This window comes from Sorangiineae bacterium MSr11367 (assembly GCA_037157805.1).
GTDB classification, from domain to species: domain Bacteria; phylum Myxococcota_A; class Polyangia; order Polyangiales; family Polyangiaceae; genus Pendulispora; species Pendulispora rubella.
This window is the reverse complement of record CP089983.1, coordinates 7156230-7175515: the sequence shown is the minus strand read 5'-3', so window position 1 is coordinate 7175515 and position 19286 is coordinate 7156230. Positions and strand designations below refer to the sequence as shown.

The 19286-nt window shown below is 65.9% G+C and carries 21 protein-coding genes; 12 read left to right on the top strand and 9 right to left on the bottom strand.

The genetic code is table 11. The annotated features are described in order from the left end of the window. Positions 1-160: 160 nt before the first annotated feature. The 6 genes from LVJ94_27700 (at position 161) to LVJ94_27675 (ending at position 5099) form a co-directional block, all read left to right on the top strand. Entirely contained in the window at positions 161-418 is a 258-nt protein-coding gene (locus LVJ94_27700; protein ID WXB00697.1) for a hypothetical protein, read from the top strand. A 48-nt stretch (positions 419-466) separates the two neighbouring features. After that, positions 467-1276: a glucose 1-dehydrogenase gene (locus LVJ94_27695; GenBank protein WXB00696.1), complete on the top strand. Its 810-nt coding sequence runs from the start codon at positions 467-469 to the stop codon at positions 1274-1276. 135 nt (positions 1277-1411) lie between these two features. Continuing rightward, the gene (locus LVJ94_27690; GenBank protein WXB00695.1) at positions 1412-2428 is read left to right on the top strand and encodes a hypothetical protein; all 1017 of its coding nucleotides are present in this window, start codon (positions 1412-1414) and stop codon (positions 2426-2428) included. Positions 2429-2441: 13 nt separating this feature from the next. Further along, entirely contained in the window at positions 2442-2972 is a 531-nt protein-coding gene (locus LVJ94_27685) for a sigma-70 family RNA polymerase sigma factor (protein WXB00694.1), read from the top strand. Further along, entirely contained in the window at positions 2956-3564 is a 609-nt protein-coding gene (locus LVJ94_27680; protein WXB00693.1) for a hypothetical protein, read from the top strand. Before LVJ94_27685 ends, LVJ94_27680 begins: the two co-directional genes overlap by 17 nt. Continuing rightward, entirely contained in the window at positions 3561-5099 is a 1539-nt protein-coding gene (locus tag LVJ94_27675; protein ID WXB00692.1) for a caspase family protein, read from the top strand. Before LVJ94_27680 ends, LVJ94_27675 begins: the two co-directional genes overlap by 4 nt. On the opposite strand, the gene LVJ94_27670 is transcribed toward LVJ94_27675, so the two are convergent. Then, positions 5079-5921 carry an AraC family transcriptional regulator gene (locus LVJ94_27670; GenBank protein ID WXB00691.1) on the bottom strand — a complete coding sequence of 281 codons (843 nt, stop codon included), beginning with the start codon at positions 5919-5921 and terminating at the stop codon, positions 5079-5081. The two genes, LVJ94_27675 and LVJ94_27670, sit on opposite strands and share 21 nt — an antisense overlap. A 100-nt stretch (positions 5922-6021) precedes the next feature. On the opposite strand from LVJ94_27670, the gene LVJ94_27665 reads away from it, so the two are divergent. Next, positions 6022-6669, top strand: coding sequence for a LysE family translocator (locus tag LVJ94_27665; protein ID WXB00690.1), 648 nt, complete (start codon positions 6022-6024; stop codon positions 6667-6669). Position 6670: 1 nt separating this feature from the next. On the opposite strand, the gene LVJ94_27660 is transcribed toward LVJ94_27665, so the two are convergent. From LVJ94_27660 to LVJ94_27645, 4 genes are all read right to left on the bottom strand, one after another. Then, on the bottom strand, positions 6671-7762 hold the full coding sequence (locus LVJ94_27660) for a metallophosphoesterase (GenBank protein WXB00689.1): 1092 nt from the start codon (positions 7760-7762) through the stop codon (positions 6671-6673). After that, the gene (locus LVJ94_27655) at positions 7759-8811 is read right to left on the bottom strand and encodes a hypothetical protein (protein ID WXB00688.1); all 1053 of its coding nucleotides are present in this window, start codon (positions 8809-8811) and stop codon (positions 7759-7761) included. The genes LVJ94_27660 and LVJ94_27655 overlap by 4 nt, the downstream gene beginning before the upstream one ends. 294 nt (positions 8812-9105) lie before the next feature. After that, positions 9106-10170, bottom strand: a complete 1065-nt coding sequence (locus tag LVJ94_27650) for a hypothetical protein (protein WXB00687.1) — start codon at positions 10168-10170, stop codon at positions 9106-9108. A 58-nt stretch (positions 10171-10228) separates the two neighbouring features. Further along, positions 10229-11848 carry a protein kinase gene (locus LVJ94_27645; protein ID WXB00686.1) on the bottom strand — a complete coding sequence of 540 codons (1620 nt, stop codon included), beginning with the start codon at positions 11846-11848 and terminating at the stop codon, positions 10229-10231. Positions 11849-11874: 26 nt separating this feature from the next. Between LVJ94_27645 and LVJ94_27640 the strand changes: the two genes are divergently transcribed. Continuing rightward, the gene (locus LVJ94_27640; protein ID WXB00685.1) at positions 11875-12780 is read left to right on the top strand and encodes a hypothetical protein; all 906 of its coding nucleotides are present in this window, start codon (positions 11875-11877) and stop codon (positions 12778-12780) included. A 1-nt stretch (position 12781) separates the two neighbouring features. Here LVJ94_27640 and LVJ94_27635 read toward each other — a convergent pair whose 3' ends face one another. The 3 genes from LVJ94_27635 to LVJ94_27625 form a co-directional block, all read right to left on the bottom strand. Next, positions 12782-13489, bottom strand: coding sequence for a hypothetical protein (locus tag LVJ94_27635; GenBank protein WXB00684.1), 708 nt, complete (start codon positions 13487-13489; stop codon positions 12782-12784). Between the two features lie 95 nt (positions 13490-13584). Beyond that, positions 13585-14289 (bottom strand): hypothetical protein, encoded by a 705-nt coding sequence (locus tag LVJ94_27630; GenBank protein ID WXB00683.1) that lies wholly within the window; start codon positions 14287-14289, stop codon positions 13585-13587. Between the two features lie 50 nt (positions 14290-14339). Continuing rightward, positions 14340-14801 carry a MarR family transcriptional regulator gene (locus LVJ94_27625; protein ID WXB00682.1) on the bottom strand — a complete coding sequence of 154 codons (462 nt, stop codon included), beginning with the start codon at positions 14799-14801 and terminating at the stop codon, positions 14340-14342. A 59-nt stretch (positions 14802-14860) separates the two neighbouring features. Between LVJ94_27625 and LVJ94_27620 the strand changes: the two genes are divergently transcribed. From LVJ94_27620 to LVJ94_27610, 3 genes are all read left to right on the top strand, one after another. Beyond that, the gene (locus LVJ94_27620; protein ID WXB00681.1) at positions 14861-15430 is read left to right on the top strand and encodes a class I SAM-dependent methyltransferase; all 570 of its coding nucleotides are present in this window, start codon (positions 14861-14863) and stop codon (positions 15428-15430) included. A 13-nt stretch (positions 15431-15443) separates the two neighbouring features. Beyond that, the gene (locus tag LVJ94_27615) at positions 15444-16166 is read left to right on the top strand and encodes a cyclase family protein (GenBank protein WXB00680.1); all 723 of its coding nucleotides are present in this window, start codon (positions 15444-15446) and stop codon (positions 16164-16166) included. A gap of 134 nt (positions 16167-16300) precedes the next feature. After that, positions 16301-17797 carry an alpha/beta hydrolase gene (locus LVJ94_27610; GenBank protein ID WXB00679.1) on the top strand — a complete coding sequence of 499 codons (1497 nt, stop codon included), beginning with the start codon at positions 16301-16303 and terminating at the stop codon, positions 17795-17797. A gap of 6 nt (positions 17798-17803) precedes the next feature. Here the strand turns inward: LVJ94_27610 and LVJ94_27605 are convergent, their stop codons facing one another. After that, on the bottom strand, positions 17804-18463 hold the full coding sequence (locus LVJ94_27605) for a methyltransferase domain-containing protein (GenBank protein WXB00678.1): 660 nt from the start codon (positions 18461-18463) through the stop codon (positions 17804-17806). A gap of 66 nt (positions 18464-18529) precedes the next feature. Between LVJ94_27605 and LVJ94_27600 the strand changes: the two genes are divergently transcribed. Continuing rightward, positions 18530-19186, top strand: a complete 657-nt coding sequence (locus tag LVJ94_27600; GenBank protein ID WXB00677.1) for a TetR/AcrR family transcriptional regulator — start codon at positions 18530-18532, stop codon at positions 19184-19186. Positions 19187-19286 lie beyond the last annotated feature (100 nt).

The window sequence follows — 19286 nt, the reverse complement described above, 5'->3', positions numbered from 1 at the left end:
ATGGCGACCATTGGCGCTCCGATGCCATTCGGTCAACGTTGCCGTGACGTAACCCGCCTCGCCGCCGACGCCAAGCGATGGTGGGATCCCCATCTTCGAGCTCGATCGGTGGAAGCCGGCGAAGTTCGAATGGACATCCCCGACGCGCGGCAAGGTGCGCGTGGAGATCTACCATCGCCAGGAGGGATTCCTGGAGCCCGAACGCGGCATCCGGTGCGACTTCCCGGCGAGCGCGAAGCAAGGCACGATTCCGCTTCGCATTCTGCGCCTCGTGAATCAGAAGCAAGCCTGGATTCAGGTGCGCGGTGCCGAGGAGACCACGGTGCGCGCGGGGGACTACGACGTTCGCGTGATGGCCGCGGGTGAGGGGAAGAGTCCCGAGGGGTATCTCTTTCCGCGCGACTTCAATTGGCGATAACCGCATTTTGCGCTGGTGGCGGACTTCCGCTAGGTTCGCCGGACCCATATGGCACGACTAGCGGACAAGGTGGCCCTGATCACGGGGGCCGCACGAGGAATCGGTGAAGGAATCGCGCGCGCTTTTCATCGCGAGGGCGCGCGCGTCATCTTGAGCGACATCAAGGACGATTTGGGCGAAGAGGTCGCACGGGAGCTCGGGGAGCGCGCCAGCTACGTGCATCTGGACGTGCGGATCGAGGCGGACTGGGAACGGGTGATGGGCGAGGTGCTCGAGGCGCACGCGCGGCTCGACGTGCTCGTGAACAATGCGGGCGTCACCGGCTTCGAGGAGGCCTTCGAGCCGCACGATCCGGAGCATGTTTCCATCGAGAATTGGCGCGCCGTGCATGCGACGAACCTCGAAGGCGTGCTTTTCGGATGCAAGCACGGCATCCGCGCGATGCGGCGGACCGGTGCGGGATCCATCGTCAACATGGGCTCGCGCTCGGGCGTGGTGGGGATACCTGCGGCCAGCTCGTATGCATCGAGCAAGGGTGCGGTTCGCAATCACACCAAATCGGTGGCGCTGTATTGCGCCGAACAGGGTTTGCGCGTTCGGTGCAATGTCATCCAGCCCGCCGCCATCCTCACGCCGATGTGGGAAGCGATCCTCGGGCAGGGGCCCGAGCGCGAGGCGCGCATGAAGGAATTCACCAAGGACACGCCGCTCCGTCGCTGGGGATCCGTCGAAGAGGTGGCGGCACTCGCCGTGTACCTTGGCTCGGACGAATCCGCATACACGACGGGCACCGAATTCAATATCGACGGTGGCATCCTCGCCGGAACGGCCGCGCCCCCGCGCCCCGCGGAGATGTGACGGCAGCCTATCCAAAGGATGGCGCCGCGGCCACTGGCCGTGCACCAATTCGAGAAAACCGAAATTCGATGTTACAGATCGGATCCCTCGCTGCGTCTCCATCGGTAAACGCATTTGCAAAGAGGGAGAACGTACATGAAACATCTGAAGCTCGCCGTTGTTGCCTCGACCGCCGCGGGCGCCGCCCTGCTGGCGTGTGGGGGGCTTTCTGATCCATCACGTCAGGAAGGTTCACTCTCACTTTCCGGCTCGCTCAGCGGCACGGCCCTGCCGAATGGGGCGCACGTGGCGCTGGTATGGCGGAGCGGGGCCAGTGGGAATGTGACCATCGCGGCGGATGCCCCCGTGGTGAATGGGCAGTATTCGCTCACCGTGGAAACGCCACCCGACGGATATTTCTTCACCGACGACGACGACGGGACTGATGCGGGCCCGCCCCCGACCGGGTCCTCGCCGGGCGATCTCGGGCTCGGCACGCAGGGTGAATCGGTGGGCGGGCAAGTGACCGATCCGCTATCGCGTGCGGTGGCGGGGTTTCTCGTCTATGTCGACAAGAATGGGGATGATGAACTGGATGCCGACGATACCATCCTTGGTGGCGATCGCGAGTTGTCACTGACGTATTTCCGAGGCGGCGCATCGCTCTCGTACGAAAAGCTGCGCGACAAGACGGGGGCCTTGCCGCATGCGGGTTTCAACCTCGGTTGGACCGAGGGATGGCTGCAATTCGACAATGCCGACTTGACCCTGTCGAGCAAAGCGGAACTTCCGGGCATCGTTTGTGGTGGTGGCCTCGGGCCAAGGCCGTTTCCCGATGCAGGGACCTTTGATTCCGGCACGGGGACCTTCGATGCCGGGAGATTCGATTCCGGCACGGGCGGCCAGGATTCCGGCGGAGGGACCGGATCGGGTTACCCGGACCCCAACGATCCACGTTTGCATTGCAGGGCCGATGGGCGAAGCTACTCCTACGATCCCATCTGTCAGACTGTGCCGCGGACACTTTGTTCGCTGCATCCTGCCGCACAGTGTGAGGGGGTATATGGTAGCGGGATTCCTACTGGTTTCCCTATCCCCGTCGGATGGCCTTGTCCCATCCCTGGGGAAGACGCTGGAGCGCCACCTCAAGGCGGGGGCTCGGGGGCGCCGTAGGTCCACACCCGACGTGTTCCTTCGCGGCCTCTCCGCCAACGAGATCCGCGCTGTTCATCAGCGCTACGGTGCGCTTCTCGCGCGTCGATGCCGCCTTTTGCTTCGCGACCGAGCGCTGGCCGAAGACGCCATGCAGGAGTTGCTGTCCACGTTGCTCCGGCGTGGGGAAGGCCTGCGCTCCGCGAACGTCCCTTACCGCTGGCTGTGTCGGGCCGTCGATCGCACATGCATCGACCTGCTCCGGCGCGGCCGGCGGGTTCGGGGCGCGGTGGCGCTCGAGGACCTCGCGGAGATGGACCCCATCGGACCTGCGCCCGGGGTCGATGCCGAGGCGCGGTACGCGGTGCTCGAATCGCTCGAGCGGCTGCCGGAGGAGCAGCAGATGCTCGCCATTCTCTTGTTCGTCGATGGCCTCAGCCAAGGAGAGGCCGCCGACGAACTCGGTGTATCGCGCGCCACCGTGAACCGTCGCGCACGGGAGATTCGCGCGCACTTTCGCCGCAGTGTTTCGCCCTCGGAGGACCGATATGACGCACCCGAATAGCCTCGATCTCGAAGCTTTCGCGTGCGGTGATTCCGTGGCCGGTGTCGCTGCGCACGTCGAGGCCTGTGCGGAGTGCCGCGCCTTCGTGGACCGTGTGCAGCGATTCAAGATATCGGACGAGCTACGTCCCATGCCTCGGCGCACCACGTCCCGACGCTTCGTCTGGCTGTTGGCGGCGGCCATCCCGCTGGTGGCTGCACTGCTTCTTTTCGTGCGCGCGCCGGAGTCGGAAACGACCTTCAAAGGTGACACGCGGCTCGCCGTCATTCGAGAACGCGATGGCGCGCAAGTTTGGTTTACCTCGTCGGTGCGCGTGCAACCAGGTGACCACCTTCGGCTCGAGGTGGCGCTCGATCGCGAGCAGTCGGTTCTCGGCGCCATCGTCGGGGACGACGAGAGCTACCTCGAGTTGCTCTCCTCGCAGGTCCGCCCCGCAGGTACGCATCTCTCCGAGCTCTCGGCGCGCGTCGACGAGACGCCCTTGGATGCCACCATCGTCGTCGGCTCGGACGCGGCGGTGGAGCGGGCACGGAGACTGCACCGCTTCGACGACGTGATCCACGTGCGCGTTCGATGGGAGGCCACACCATGAGGACCCTCGTGGTCGTGCTGGCGGCCCTCGCGGTGTGGCTGCACGCGCCGAGTGCATTTGCCGAGCCGGTGCGCATCCTCGTGGCCGTGGCAAGTACCGTCGGCCTCGAGGCCGAGCGCCCACTCCGGTTCCCCGTGAACGATGCCGGGCGCGTGCGTGACGTCATGGTGACCCTCGGGGGCGTGCGGCCGGAGCACGCGTTCGTCATGAACGAACCGACGCGCGGACAACTCCTTGCGGGCATCGCGCGCGCGAAGCTGGAGGCCGAGAAGCACCGCGCCGACGAGGTGACCTTGGTCTTCTACTTCAGCGGGCACGGTGATCGCGATGCGCTTCACCTCGGCGGTGAGCGCATCCTCCTGGGCGATCTCTCGCGCAGGCTGGCGGAGGTTCCTGCGGGGCTGCGTCTTGCCGTGACCGACGCCTGTCGCGCTACCCGCGACAAGGGCTTCACCGCGGAGGAGCCATTCTCGGTGACGTCGGTCCATGTCGCGCAGGCCACGGGGCAGGTGTGGCTGCATGCCTCCAGCGATGGTGAGGCCGCGCAGGAGTCCGACGAGCTGCAGGGCGCGATCTTCACGCACGCATGGCTCAATGGTTTGCGCGGGGCCGCCGATAGCAACGGCGATGCACGCGTGACCCTCGAGGAGAGCTTTGCATTTGCGCACGCGCAGACGCTGCTTCGCTCGGCCAAGAGCAGCGGTGTTCTGCAGAAGCCGGAGGCCATCGTCACGTTGCGCGAGACGGCGCCCATCGTCCTCACACGCCCCTTGACGCGCGGGGCGACGTTGAGCTTCCCGCGGGCGAGGGACGCGCACTTCCTCGTGTACTTGGCCGATGCGAAGAGCGTCCTGTCGGAGATGTGGAGCTCGCGCGAGCGCCGCATCGGCCTGCGCGTTCCGGCCGGGCATTACGTCGTCCAGCGGCGCGCCGGTGGCGGCTCGAGCACTGCGATGCTGGCCCTGACGGAGGGCGAGGCGCGCGATCTCGAGGAGCGCGATTTCGTCAGCTCGCCGCACGGGCGGATCGCGCGCAAAGGGGAGGAGCGGGAGCGGGCCCACGAGCTTTCCGCCGGCTACGAGAGCGGTTGGAACGCGCGCACGGGCCTCGTGCACGGGCCGCAAGCCACGTATGCGTACGCATGGTCGTTCCTTGCGCTGGCCCTTGGCGGCGGGGTCGACTTCTCCGGCCGCACGCTCGATCGAACCGAGGAGCGCCTCGTCTCCGGCTATGGGCGCGCGAGCCTCGAGCTACGGGCGCGGATGAACGGCGTCACTCTGCGCTTCGGGGGCGGTGCCCGTGGGGGCGTCGTTTCGCAGAGCGTCGAACCTACGCAAGGGTCGTGGCCTGCGGCGAAGCACGACAGAGCCTCGTTCATCGGGCCGGAAGCGTTCGTCGCGGGGCGCATCGCCGTCGGTGCACCGTGGTTCGTCGATCTCGCGGCGACGGGGCGGCTGCTCTTCTTTCGCGAAGAATCGCAGATGCGCGCCGTCCTCGGTCTGACCGCCGGCATGTCACTGGGCGTGCGCTTTTGAACCACGCGCGAACGCCGCTTTGTAGGCTCCCGGGGTCACGCCCATGGTCCGCCGGAACGAGCGCGTCAAGTGTGCCTGGTCGGCAAACCCCGATGCGTTCGCGACGTCGCGGATGGCGCGGCCTTCCCGCAGCCACTGCGCGGCCAATCGAATGCGCGCTTGCCGCTGGTAGGCATGCGGCGACATGCCCATCGCCCGCTCGAACGCGCGATAAAGTCGAAAAGGCGGCAAGGCTGCGGCGGCCGCGATGTCGTCGAGCCGCACCCGCTGATCGATTCGCTGTTCGAGGTATTCGCGTGCCAAGCGAATCGACCTGGGCTCGTGTCTCGGAGGCGCGATGCGCGGCGGCGCGCGCGTATGCCTCGCGAGCAGCCGGGCGATGAATTCCAAATAGCGTTCCTCCCGCTCGAGCGGCGGGCCCTCCATTTCGGATTGGCGATGGATTTCCGTAAACCACTTCACGAGCATGGCATCGCGAAGGATGGGCCCCGCCAGTGACACGCGGGGCCCCTCCCCACCGATCATCGCCTTCAACCGCTCGGTGTCGACGTGGATCGTTCGCAGACTCCAGCCCCCTGGATCCACCGGCCAGCCTGCGTGCGGCTTCTCGGCGTCGATGGCGTAGAGATCTCCCGCGCGCGCCACGAGGTCGTGCCCCTGCGTGCGGATGCGAATGGCTCCCTTGGTGACCAATGCGAAACACGCCGTGCCGTGCGAATGCACGTCGAACGTGTAATCGACGAAGCTGCCGCGCAAAAGCTCGGCCCCGCCCAGATCGGCCGCGTACCAGAGCTCAGTTCCAACGTTGTGCCATCGAGCCATGGCCCTGCCTAGCACGGTAGCAGCGCGTCGTTTTGAACGCCATTGCAGTCCGTCGCATGCCAACTTGCACGACCCCGAGATGCTGCTTCGATTGCCCCCCATGGGTGACCTCTTTCGTCACGTCGCAGCGGTATTGCCCGGCTTTGCGCTGGCCTGCCTTGCCCTCGCCCTGCTTCCGGGCCCGGCCACGGCGTTGGTTCTTCAGCGCAGTCTGCGCGATGGTCGCGGCGCGGGTCTCGCGTCTGTGGCAGGTAACGAACTGGGCCTTTTCGGGTGGGCGCTGGCCAGCGGCGCGGGGCTCACGGCCCTTCTGCAGGCGCATCGTGTGCTGTTCGAGTCCATGCGCTGGGTCGGTGCCGGAATGCTGGTATGGCTCGGGATCTCCGCGTGGCGCGCCGCCGGACGCGCGGGGGCCGATCCCACGCCGATGCCCGGCCTGCGCCATGCGTCGAAGGGCGCGGCATTCCGTGCATCGTTGCTATCCGTCGCCGCGAATCCGAAGGCCGCGGTGTTCTCCTTTTCGTTCTTTCCGCAGTTTCTTCCCCCGCGAGGTTCGGTCTTTCTCTGCACCGTGCTGCTCGCCACGATTTGGATTCTCATCGACGGCGCCTGGTGTGCCTGTGTGGCCATGGCCGCGACGCGTGCGCGAAGCTGGCTCGCACGGGGCCCCGTGCGGCGCTGGATGGAGCGCGCCATGGGGGCGATTCTCGTAGCCCTCGGCCTCGAGCTCGCGACCGATTCACGCTGAATCAATCGACGGGGCGAAACGACGTCGTGACGTGTTGCGTCCGTGGGTCGACGTCCACGGCGAGAAAATGTCGGCCGATGCCGTCGAGGCGTTCGGGAATGGCCCCGCCGCCGCCCGAGATGAAGGCGGGGATGCCTCCGTTGGAGAAGGCGTAGTACGAGTGCACGTGGCCGTAGATCGTCAGATCGACGCGCCCCTCGGCCAAGCGCGCGATGAGCTTGTTGGCCTCCGCCCGGCTGCCGAACGAGCCATTGCGCTCACCGACGGGGTCGAGCGGCGGGATGTGCATCGTCACCACATGGAGGTCGTTGCGACCTTGTCGAAGCCAGCCATCGAGCCACGAGTACACCAAAGGATCGATGGTGGCGCTGGCGGAGTCCAGCAGGGTGAAGCGCACGCCGCGAAAGGCAAAGCTGAAATTGCAACGGCCGTAGAACGATTGAAACGCGTCGTCGCGCGTTCCCAGCTCGTGGTTGCCGAGGGTCGCATACATCGGTACGCGGAGCACGCCGAGCTTTTGCTGAAAGAGCAGCAGGTCCTCGTCGCTGCCTCGCTCGGTGAGATCGCCGTTGAACACGACGAAACGGATCGCCGCATCTTCGTTCATGACGCGGTAAATGTCCTCGACCCGATCGAGTGCATTCTGCACATCGGCCAGCGCGGCGAAGCGCCAGGGCTCGAGCGACGATGCATCGGGCGGTGCCAAGGAGAAGGCGATGCGCGCGCCCGCCGGAAGATCGCCGGTGACACGGAGCTCGGTCGGGATGGGGCGGGACGTGGCCAGCGAAAGGGCGGCGCCGTCGGGAAGGGACGCGCGCACGTCGGCATCGGGCAGCACATTTCGGAGGCGCAGCGTCCAACTTCGCGCGGTATCACCAGGGGTCACCAGCTCGAAGCGAAGCGCCGGCGCTTCCGTCCAGAGCTCCGCGGTGCCGGGCGAAAATGCGCGCACGGCGGCGAGTCCCTCGTCGACGTGGATCTCGGCCCCCTGCGCGGCGGCGTGGCCGACGGTGCGATCGCGCTCGGCGCGGTCTTGCGCCACACTCAAGCACGCCGTCGCGAGGCATGCTCCCAGGAGATAGCTCTTTTTCATCGCGTTACCCCATGGCGAAAGAGGAGGGAGGCCCCGCCGACGAAGGCCGAGCCAATCTGCGCGTCGGCCGTGATGCCCCAGTCGTCGGTGAAGAAATACGTGCCGCGCGCGCCCATGTGGCCGGGCACTCCGCTGCCGACTGCGCCCAGACCGCCCAGTTTCATTCCCGCGGCGAAGTCATCATGGCGGTGGTCGTAATACACCATGACCTCGTTGCCGGAACCGATGTAGAAGCCCCACGCGAACCAGCCCAGCAAAAGGGTATTCGCCTCGTCGGTGAATCCGAAGTACCGATACGACTGCAGGCCGAAGCCCCCGCCCAATTCGGTGAACGAGCCACGCAGCGTGCGCCCGAGGAGCGCCATGTCGAGCCTCCCTTTGACCAGGACCTCGCCGCCGGTCATGGAAAACCGTTCGGTGCCGTAACGATGGTGGAGTAGGCCGACATCGATATCGAAATAGGAGCCGTCGCTCGCACGCCGATCGGGGCGCGGGCCGACGAAGCGGTATCCCACGTTGGCCATGAGCCGCGCATTGTCATCGTTCAGCGCGAACCATGCCGTGGGGGCGATTTTGAATCCGCGAAGGCGATAATCGACGCCCTGGACGAGAAAGCTTCGATATTCGAAATTGGGATCGTACACGTAGCGCAGGCCCAATTCGGTCCGAATGAACGGCGCCGTGCGCAGCGGCTCTCCACGCGCGCCCTCGGGGGCCAAGACGCCATAGAGGTCCGTCAAGGCGGAGACGAGAAAAAGGCCCGCTCCCGCGATGGTGAGCAGGCCGAACGCCCCTGCAAAGCGCCGCGACGCGCCCGTGACGGCCAGGCCCGCCAACCCGCCCACGAGCCCCGCCGCACCAACGCCCTCCATGGCCAGCAAGCGATGGCCGGTGGCCGTCTCCCCGAGCACATAGTGCCCCGCTCCGTGCACGACCAAGCCGGGAACCACCGCGGCCCCTGCCGCCAGGGGCCGCCGCGCATAGGATGGCGGCGCCTCGTCCGCGCGAGCGACTTCGCTCCCCGAGAGCGCGATCGCCAGCGCGGCCATGCCCAGTGCTCTCATGCCGGCCGGAGCCGACCATCAAACCCGGGCCTTGTCAAATGCGTCAGTTGCAGGTGCCGGTCCCGCCGTTGTCGCGGATGTCGACCGCACCGAGGTAGCCGCCGGCCTGAAGGCGTTCCGCGACCTTGGCCGGCTGGCACGTGGGCAAGGCCGCGTTGTACCTGACGGTAAAGTTATCCCCGAGCTGCGTGAGATCCGAGAGACCATCGAACGTGGTGAGGGTCGCGTTGCTCTCAATCCAGAGCCGCCCCCCAATCGACTGCAGCGCTTCGAGTCCACTCAGAAGGAAGCGTGCAGCGACATTTGTGCGCCGGCATTCGGGAGCGGAGAAACCTGGAGCGATGCCGCGGGCGCCTTCTTTTTGTCGTAACGAAATGGAAGCAGCAAGGCCACGGCGATGGCGGTTGCGCCCCCGATCAGGGTGCCGGTGCTCACCCAGGCGAAGGTGCGTGCACGATTGGCGCGGTCGATCCCGTCGGGGTCAACGCAGTAATTGCGATCGGCCACGCACGTCTCTTCGGACTTGGAGTGCAGGCTCAAGGCCATGATGCCCGTGACCGCGCTGGTGGCCAGCGAGGCGAGGCCGATGCCTCCCACGACGTAAAAGGCGGTGGAGCGTTTTCCGTGCGGCATCGGTTCGACCGGAACATCGGCCCAAACGGACTTCGGTGGCTCCGGCGCGCCTTCTTGCGCGGGCGCGGGGGCGGGACTGATGATGACCGCGGGCGGCGTCGACGTATCGACATTGTCGACGGTGATGTCTTGTGTTTCCCCTTCGCGCAAGACGACGGAGCGGTTCCACGTGGGCAGCCCGGGGCGGCCAACCACGATTTCATGCGGGCCGGGATCCACCGGCGTGGCCACGTCCCACGCTTCCCGCGCGAGGGGGACGCCGTCGATGCGAACCTCGACCCCGGGGGCCGCCGCGGCGGGGACGTGCATGGCCAGACGCGGAAGGTTCGGCGCGATCGCTTGAATCCGCTCCGAGGCAAGGGCCTCGCGGTCTTTGCGGCCATCGCGCCGCGCAAAGGATAGCGCGTCGTGAAGCTCACCCCATGCGGTTGCGAGCCGGCCTTGTTTCTCATGGCAGACGGCGAGGTTGAGCAGCGTGCCCCCGCCCGGATCGATGCGCTGGCTCTGTTCGAACTTCGCGCATGCCTCGGGGTAGCGGCCTGCCTGCATCAAGGTTCGCCCCTGATCGAAGAGCTCCTGCGCCGTGGCGCGATCTGCGCCAGAGGGCCCCGTCTGGCCGACGGCGGTGGGTGCCATCGCAAGAATGGACGTGAATGCGGAGATCCCTAGGAAGCGGCGCACGGCGGACATGTTGCTCGAAGAAGGTCTCACGGGATTAAAAACTTCGCGACATTCGATGGCGAGGCGGCTCCTTATCATGGAACTTTGGTCATTTGCGATCGAGCAAGCCGCTATGATTGGTATCGTTCGTCGGGGGTTGTGCGGCGGCTTCCGCGGAGGGGGCAGGGCGCTTTGGCGTTTTGGCCGGCGCGCGATGCGATGGCGGCTCGGGTGGACGGTGCGCCGGCCCTGCATCCACCGCGTTCGCCGTATTCGCGGCTGGCACGACGTCGGCCGTGTGCGGCGTTTCGGCCGGCGCGGTCCGTGTCTCTTGCACGACGGGGACCGCAGGGGGCGGAAGCGCCTCGGCCTTGGGCCGGCTCGTCATGAACGCCCACGCTCCGACCCCGAGAAGAACGGCGGCCCCCGTCACGAGCGCCGCACTCCGCGGGGCGTGGCGTTTGGGCGGCGCGACCGGCTGCGTGCCGCTGAAGGCATCGCGGGTCGACGCCGTCGTCGAAATGATGGACACCCGGTGTGGCGCGGCGTCGGCGTGGACGATGCCGCCCTGCACCAGGCGAACGATGCGATCCACGGAGACACGGGCCGATGCTGCCGCTGGGCCCGTGCGCACGAAAGGGGACAACGCCTCGGAGAGCTCCGCGACATTGGAAAAACGCCTCGCGGGCTCTTTTTCGAGGCACCGCAAGATGATGGCCTCCAGCGAATGCGAAGCATCCGGCCTGGCGGCGCGAATCTTGGGGGCCGCGTGCGACACGATGAGGGTCGAAAGCCCGACGGCCGAATCGCTGTCGAATGGAGGACTCCCCGTGAGGAGCTCGTGGAGGATCACCCCGAGTGCCCAAATGTCCGTGCGCGCGTCGACGTCGCGCGGGGCCATGATCTGCTCGGGCGACATGTACCGCGGGGAGCCCATCATCACTTCGCCCGAGGTGAGCTGCGGCGAGCCCGCGCCTCCGTCCTTCGAGATGCCGAAGTCGAGCACTTTCACCAGTGGCGAGCCGTCGGGGCGCGCACTCAGGAACAGATTGGCCGGCTTGAGATCGCGATGAACGATGCCCAGTGCATGCGCCTCCGCCACGGCCTCGCAGGCTTGCAGGACATAATGGATCGCTTCCTCGATGGCCAGCCTTCCGCGCTCGGCGAGCAGGGCCGCGAAGTCGAGTCCCTGGAGGAACTCCATGACGATGTACGGCATGCCGCTGTCGAGCGTTCCCACGTCCATGACGCGCGCGACGTGTTCTCCCTGAATGCGCGCGGCCGCGCGCCCTTCGCGAAGGAAGCGCACGACGCGGGAGGACGCCTCCATCGCCCCGGCGTGGAGAAACTTGAGCGCCACCTTGTGGCCAAGGTGCACGTGCGTGGCGGCCACCACGACGCCCATGCCTCCGTGGCCAAGCACACGCTCGACCCGGTATTTTCCCGCGATGAGCTCCCCCTCGGCCACGGGCGCTGCCCGCGCATCCCGACGAGGTCGCGCAAACGCCACATCGCGCACGTCGCCTGTCGCGTTGGTCGCGTTGGTCGCGTTGGTCGCGTTGCGCTCGTTGGTGGAGCCCAATCCTCGGGCCAGCGTGGAGACCAGCTCGCGGCATTCGGTGCAACGGGCGAGGTGCGCCTCCGCCGCCTCGAAATCGGGCGTCGCCAGATCGCCCTGGACGAAATCCAGGATCGCACTTTCCTCCAAACAACCTGGGCCAATCGTCACGACGCCGGCCCTGGTATACTTGGAGCGTGCCCTCCGAGCATCCTCTTTCCGGTGCTTTTCTCGCCGCCGCGGCGCCGCCCCTCCAGGCGGAAGTGACCTCGGCTCCCTGGACGTCCGTTCTCTTGGAGAAAACCTTGGCGGAAATTTCCGCACGCGCCCGTGATGCGTATCCGGAGTTGCAGCTCGAACCGGAGGCTTTTCTGACCCATGCCGGCGCCCGGGTGTCGTCCGCCGCCGAGCTTCAGCAGCTGCGCCCGGGCGATCTCTACCTCGCCTGCGCCTCATTGCACCGCGATCGCGCCGCACTTCGCATCCTGGAAGAGCGCTTTTTTTCCCGGCTCGATCCCGTGCTGGGCCGGTTGCGCCTGACGCCGGAGCGGGTGGCCGACGTCAAACAGTCGCTGCGCGACCAGCTGCTCGTGGGAACGCCGGCGGCGCCGCCGCGCCTTTCGGCCTTCAACGGCCGGGGCGACCTTCACGGATGGTTGCGGGTGACCGCCGTGCGGGCGGCGCTCCGGCTCGCGCGCAAAGGAAAGCGTGAGCTACCGCTGGAGGATGACGCCCTGTTGGCCCTGCACACCTCGAACGAGGATCCCGAGCTGGCCTACGTCAAAGAGGTTTACCGCGCGCAATTCCGCGAGGCGTTCCAGTCTGCGCTCGATTCGCTCTCCGATCGCGAGAAGAATCTCCTTCGCCAGAACATCGTCGACGGCCTCGGAATCGACGACCTTTCAGGCCTCTACCGTGCCCATCGCGCCACCGTGGCACGCTGGCTCGCCTCCGCGCGCGAGCTTCTGCTCCGCCGCACGCGCGAGCGCTTCATTCGCGGCGCGCGCATCAGCGTCGAGGAGTGCGACAGCATCATGCGGCTGGTCCATAGCCAGCTCGATGGCACGGTGCGCCGGCGGCTTCAGGAAGTCGCGCCGCGCTGATTCAATTGCATCGCGTGGTTTTCTGCTGGTCGCTGCTGCACGTGACGATGGCCTTCGTGCACGACGTGACCTCCTTTTCGTAGGTCGGGCACGCCGCGGCCGTGCATTTGCACGTCGAATAGTCGGTGGCGCAGCAATGGTATCCCGGCGCTTTTTTCTCGCACGTGTTCTTGTTGCCGCTGCCCGAACCGCTGCATTCGCAGCCCGAGGTCGTGTCTTTGCAGGCAAATCGACGGCAGCTGCACGATAGATCGCGATCGGGCCACCCGATCCCTTGGCAACACACGGCATTGTCCACCGTGGTGTCATCGCAAATCTCGGCGTTGACGAGGGTCGTATCGTCATAACAACTGCAGGAGTCCGCCGATCCGGAGCACCAGACACCGGGATGGAGCGGCGAGCGCCCGCTTCCGCCCCCGTCACCACCACCCACGGCATTGCATGCGCTGGCGCAGGAGCCGGAGACGCAGGCGCCGAGCTTTTGCATGGCCGTGGTCGGGGTTCCGTACCCATAGGATTGCAGCAGCGCGCAATCGAGCCCGCCGTTTTGCGCGCAGCCATCGAGGGTCGATAGGGAATTTTTGCAGCTCGAATCGCCGCAGCAACCGTTGACCGCGGTCTGGCAGCTTCGGGCGATGCATTTCCCGCAGGTACTGGATTCACCCTCGAAATGGCAGGTTGGCCCGAGCTCGGAGCCGTCCTTGCTCACGATCAAGATGCACCCCGTGAGGATGCTCGTTGCAAAAACGCTAAGAAAGGAAGTCCAGCGCCCGGGGGTGATCATTCGTCCGGCCGCACGCTATATCAAAAGACGAGACCCGTCGGCGAGAGAGAGAGTTTCCCCGGCCGCGGCGAATGGCGCGCCAGCGTTTCGCCCGACGCGGTGCTGACATCGGTCCCGCTGGTGGCGAGCATGACGATGCCGACGACGAGAAAGGGCGCACCGCTCACCAGCCCAATGAGGCCGATGTCTCGAAACGTCGTCTTTCGCTCGTCTTTCCCCGTATTTACATCGTAGCTCGTCGCGGGGCTGATGGCGTCCATGATGAGGAAGGAGGCCCCGCCCACCACCAACGCCGTGCCGACGTAGGTGGAGGCCCACCCCCACCATCGCTTGCTCGACGAACCGGCGTGCACGCGCAAATCCGCATGGGTGTGGCCGGGAAGGCGGAAGGTGCTCGAGGGCGTGATGCCTTCCCCCGCAATGCGATAAATCCCGTTTGGATCCGCCGAGGTCGTGCACGGTGCGGTGCACAAGGGCTCGTAGCTTTCGAACGCCACGGCGACGTTGTAGCCACCCACCGAACCGAATCCCGTTCCAGCCCTGGAAAGGCGAAGGAGCGTGGTGTTCTCGCGATCGCTCGTCACGCGGACTTCGGCCGCGGGGGGTGATGGCGCAGGGGCAGCGGCGGCGTCGTCGGCTGCAGCATGGGGCGCCACCGTGAGGATGGCTGCCAGGGTCGGCAAAGCAAGCAAGAGCGACGAGGAAGAAAAAAGCTTCGCGTTCATGCCCTCCTAGAGACCGTGCGCGGCGAGGGGTCGCAAGAAAAATGAGGGCATCACGCGGGCCCGTCCAGATCGTGAAGATTGCGCACCACCCGCTGCAAGAGCGCGATGAGCGTCGCGCGCTCGCCCGCACTGAAGCCGGCGAGCGCGCGCTCCGCCCCATCGATCAGGCGTTCTCGGGCCACGGGAACTCGCCCTTTCGCAACGGCGGTGAGCGACACCAGGCTGGCGCGCCGGTCGCCCGGGTGCGGCTCGCGCGCAATGAGCCCGTCGCGCTCCATGCGCGCGAGGAGCGCGGCCATCGTGGGCTGCTCCACGTGCGCCCGATCGGCCAGATCCTTCTGCAAGAGCGGCCCGTTCTCTTCGAGGGCGATCGCCACGGGCAGGTACGCCATGCCGAAACCGAGCGGCCGAAGACTCTGCTCGAAAAGCCGCATGAGCAATCGGGATGCGTGGTTGATCCAGAAGGTGGGGGCCGATTCGGGATCCCAGCGGGGGCCCTTCTTGACTTTCATAGCATGCTAACTAATATACATAGCATGCTATACAAAAGGCCCAACATGGAGGATCCGAAATGAGTGCACCGGCAACGAGCGAGGACTTCGACCGCGCCTACCAAAAGCCATTCACGTTGTGGGGCGACGTTCGCATTCCCGACGAAGTCAAAGCTTTGGCAAGTGGCGGACGTCCCGCGCGCGTTTTGGAGCTGGGATGCGGCGTGGGGCGATTTTCACGCTACCTTGCGGGGCAAGGGCAGCGGGTTACCGCGGTGGACTTTTCGCCGGTGGCCATCGGCAAGGCCAAGCAGGCGGCGCTCCAGGAAGGTCTGCAGGTCGAATATCGGGTGGGCGACGTGACCCGTTTGGACGCGCTCGACGGTCCATTCGACATGTCGTTCGACGTGGGGTGCTTTCACTGCCTCGATGCGCCGGCGCAACGCGCCTACGTGTCCGAGGTCTTCCGGCTTCTCGAGCCCGGCGGAACCCATCTGATCTGGGCATTGGACGCGTCGCCGAGCGACATGGCGCTCTCCCCCCGGGTCATGGAAGCTACGTTCTCTCCCGGCTTCGAGCTCCAAGGTGCGCGTGCGAGCCGCCGGCGGCTGGTGCGCTCGCACTGGTATTGGCTCGTGCGGGAAGGATGATACCTTCCGTGGCATGCTTTCGCGGGACTACCGGCTCATCAGCCTTGCCCACGTGAACGATCCGGCCACGTCGAGCGTGTTTCCGGGCGATCCGCCCTTTCAGCTGACCACCGTGGCCACCATCGAGCGCGATGGCTTCTACCTGCAATACGTGCAGCAGGGCGAGCACACGGGGACCCATTGGGGGGCGCCGGTGCACTTTCACGCGAACGAAGCCGCGGCCGACGAATTGGATCCGGAGGATCTCTTCCTCCCCGCGATCAAATTGGATTTTCGCGCACAATCCGCAGCCCATGCCGATGCAGCGGTGACCGTCGCGGATCTGGACGCGTGGGTCGCGCGCCACGGTCCGATGCCGCAGGAGGCCGCGGTCATTCTCTGGACCGGTTGGGAATCGCGATGGGGCAGCCCCGGCTTCGCCCATGCGGATGCCGAGGGGGGGATGCACCACCCGGGTTTCAGCGTGGCCGCCGTGGAAGCGTTGCTCGCGAGGGGTGTGCTCGGGCGCCGCGGTGCGTTGGGCACGGACACCTTCAGTCCGGACGTGGGGACCGATGCCACGTATTCCGTCTCGAAGTTGCTCTATCGCGAGCACAGAATCAGCCTCGAGGTTCTGGCCAACTTGGAAAACCTGCCTGCGCAGGGCGCCTACGTTCTCGCCGGTGGGCCCATCCATCGCCGGGGCTCGGGGTCGACGGCCACCGTCTTCGCGTTCGTGCCCAAAGCCAATCGCTGACGATGGCGCATATAGGACGGTTTTGACGTCAATGGCCTATTGCCATCGTGACGGCCCATCGTGATACGACGCTATTCATGATGAAATGGCAGCTCCCTGTTTGCATATTGCTTTCCGCAATTTCGTGCGCGGCATTGCCGGCATGTCGCCACGATGACGATGGGGCAGGGGGCGCCGGGGTCACGTGGACGCCCTGTCCGCTCGTCCCCGGCGGTACGACGAACGATGCCGAGTGCACCACCCTCCCGCTGCCTTTGGCTTGGGATCACCCCGGCGGGTCGACCATTCCCATCTTCGTGAAGCACGTACCCGCCGCGCAGCCTTCGGGGCGCCAGGTTTGGTTGCTCGCGGGCGGGCCGGGCGGCTCCGGTGACGATATGGTCGCTTCCGCGCAGACGGTCCAGGCGCAGGATCCGACCCTGGACATCTACCTTCCCGACCATCGGGGCACCGGGCAATCGAAGGTGCTGTTCTGCCCCGAGCACCAGGCGCCCGGCAGCGACGTACCCGGAGCCATCGAGATCTGGTCGCGGTGCCTCACCGCGCTGAAGGCCGAGTGGGGCGACGGATTGCGCGAGCTGACCATCACCAATGCGGCCCGCGATCTCGGCGCGCTGATTTGGCGCATGCGGCATTCCGGCGACGAAGTGCACGTGATGGGGGTCTCCTACGGCACGTTCTGGGCGCAGCGCTATTTGCAGCTCTTTCCCAGGCAGCCCACCTCCGTGACCCTCGACAGTGTGGGCAGCACGGAGGAGACGAGCATTTTCGGCTCCGATGCGCTGTTCGACGACATCGTTCGCAAGCTCATGGCCGCGTGCGGCCAGGATCCATTCTGCAGCGGAAAGCTGGGGCCGGATCCCATGGCGCGCACGAAAGAGTTGTTCGACGCCCTCGACACCAAGACGGTCTGTGCACCGTTGGTGGAGATGGGACTCGACCGCAGGAGGATGCGGCGGATGCTCGCGCTCTTCGCGAGCGTGCGCTTGCGTGTCGGCCTTCCCGCGATGGTGTACCGCGCCCAACGCTGCGCGCCGGGGGACGTGGTGGCCTTCCAAGGGATGCTCTCGCGGTTCGAGTGGCACCCGGACGATCCCCCCTCCTCGGAGTTCGGCTTCAGCGACGCGCTGTATCCGCACATCATTCTCAGCGAGGATCCGTACGGCCCGAGGCCGCCGAGTCTGGATTCGCTTCTGGAGGCGCAACGCAATGCCTACGCCTCCATCGACGAATCGACGCTTCTGCGCCGCCTCTGGGACATCTGGCCGCGCTACCCGCGCGAGGCGCTCTCGGACCAATATCCGAACACGCACGTACCGGTGTTCCTAATCAATGGAGACTTGGATCCTCAGACGCGCATCGAGGGCGCGCGGCGCATCGCCGAGCATTACACGCGGCCGTACCAGACATTCGTCGAAGTGCCCAATGCGGGGCACATCGCACTGTCCACCAGCCAAGTGGACAATTCGACGGTGACGTGCGGCAATCAGATGTGGATCGCCTTCATGCACGACCCCGAGGCTCCCATCGATACATCGTGCCTCGCGCACCTGCGAAACCTGCCCTTCGAAGGGGATGCACGCACCGCGCGGGTGCTCTTCCGGACCACGGACCTCTGGGAGAATCCTTAGCGGTACTCAGGCGGTTCGCGAAGCTCGGTACAATGCCAGGGTACCGAACACGGTCATCTGGTGGTGCACCTCGGCGACGGAGGTGAATCCCGCTTCCGCGATGAAGTCGGGCAGGCGACCGCGGACATTGTCCGTGGTCGTCTCGAAGCCGTCGAAAAGCTGCACCGCCAAAAAGGCGCCGCGCATCAGGCGATTCTGCGCGCGGCCCCAATCCACGATATGGAGTTCGCCCCCGGGCTTCAGCAGCGCATGCGCCGCGCGCAGTGCGCGGAGCTTGTTTTCCCGCGTCAGGTGGTGAAACACGAGGCTCGACACCACGCGATCGAACGTGCTCGGCTCGAACGGCGGTGCGACGGCACTCCCGCGGCGAAACTCGATGTCGAGATTCGACGCCATCGCCTTCTTCTCGGCGATGGCCAAAATGGCCGGATCGACATCGAGGCCCACGATCTCCGCCCCGGGCTGCGCCTTCTTGAGCATGATGGTCAGCGTGCCTGTGCCACTTCCGAGGTCCAACACGCGGTGCCCCGGTGCGAGGCGTGCCTCGCGGATCAATCGACTCTTGAAGCCCTCCTCGTCGAGCGCCATGCGGGACAGCCGATCGTAGAAGGGGGTGAGGGCCGAGAAGCCCATCGCGGGGATGAATTTGGTTTCGGATTGGCTCATGGTTGGCTATCCGTCATTATGTGAGCCATTGCTCATGTTAACCACTCGCATTGACGAGGGCAGGCGATGGCCAAGAAGCTCAGCGTGACCCCGAGAAAACAAGCCCTGCAGGCGCGCTCACGCGAAACGGTGGACGTGATACTCGAAGCGACCGCTCGCATTCTCGTGAAGGAAGGGTACGACCGGACGAGCACCAACAAGATCGCTCGGGCGGCGGGGGTGAGCATCGGTTCGCTGTACCAGTACTTCCCGGGCAAGGAGGCGCTCGTCGCGGCGGTCATCACCAAGCACACGGACGAGCTGCTGGAGCTGATTGCCGGGACCGCGCTTCGTGTCGCGCAGCTGCCCCTGGCCGTGGCCACGCGTGAGCTGGTCCGCGTGATGATCGAGGCGCATGCCATTGCACCGAAGCTTCATCGCGTCCTCACCGAGCAGACCCCGCGTGTTGGCCGATTGGCCTACATGGAGAAGATCGACGACGAGGCCATTCGCCTGGTCCGTGCTTATTTGGAAATGCATCGCGACGAGCTCTGCGTGGAAGATCTCGATCTCGCCTCGTTCATGGCGGTAACCACCGTCGAAGCATTGACCCATGCCGCGGTTCTCCGTCAGCCCGAGCTTCTCGCGCAGCCGCACTTCGTTGACGAAGTGACGACAATGGTCTTGCGCTATTTATCATTGCCGGACGGCAAACCGCGAAAGCGTGCACGATTGTCAGCTTGAGCACGCTGCGGCTGCGCACGAGGCTGGCAACGATGGGCACTGGTCGAATCGCACGAAGAACCTAGTCTTCTTAACGTGGTGTTAGCTGCTTGGCTGGCGG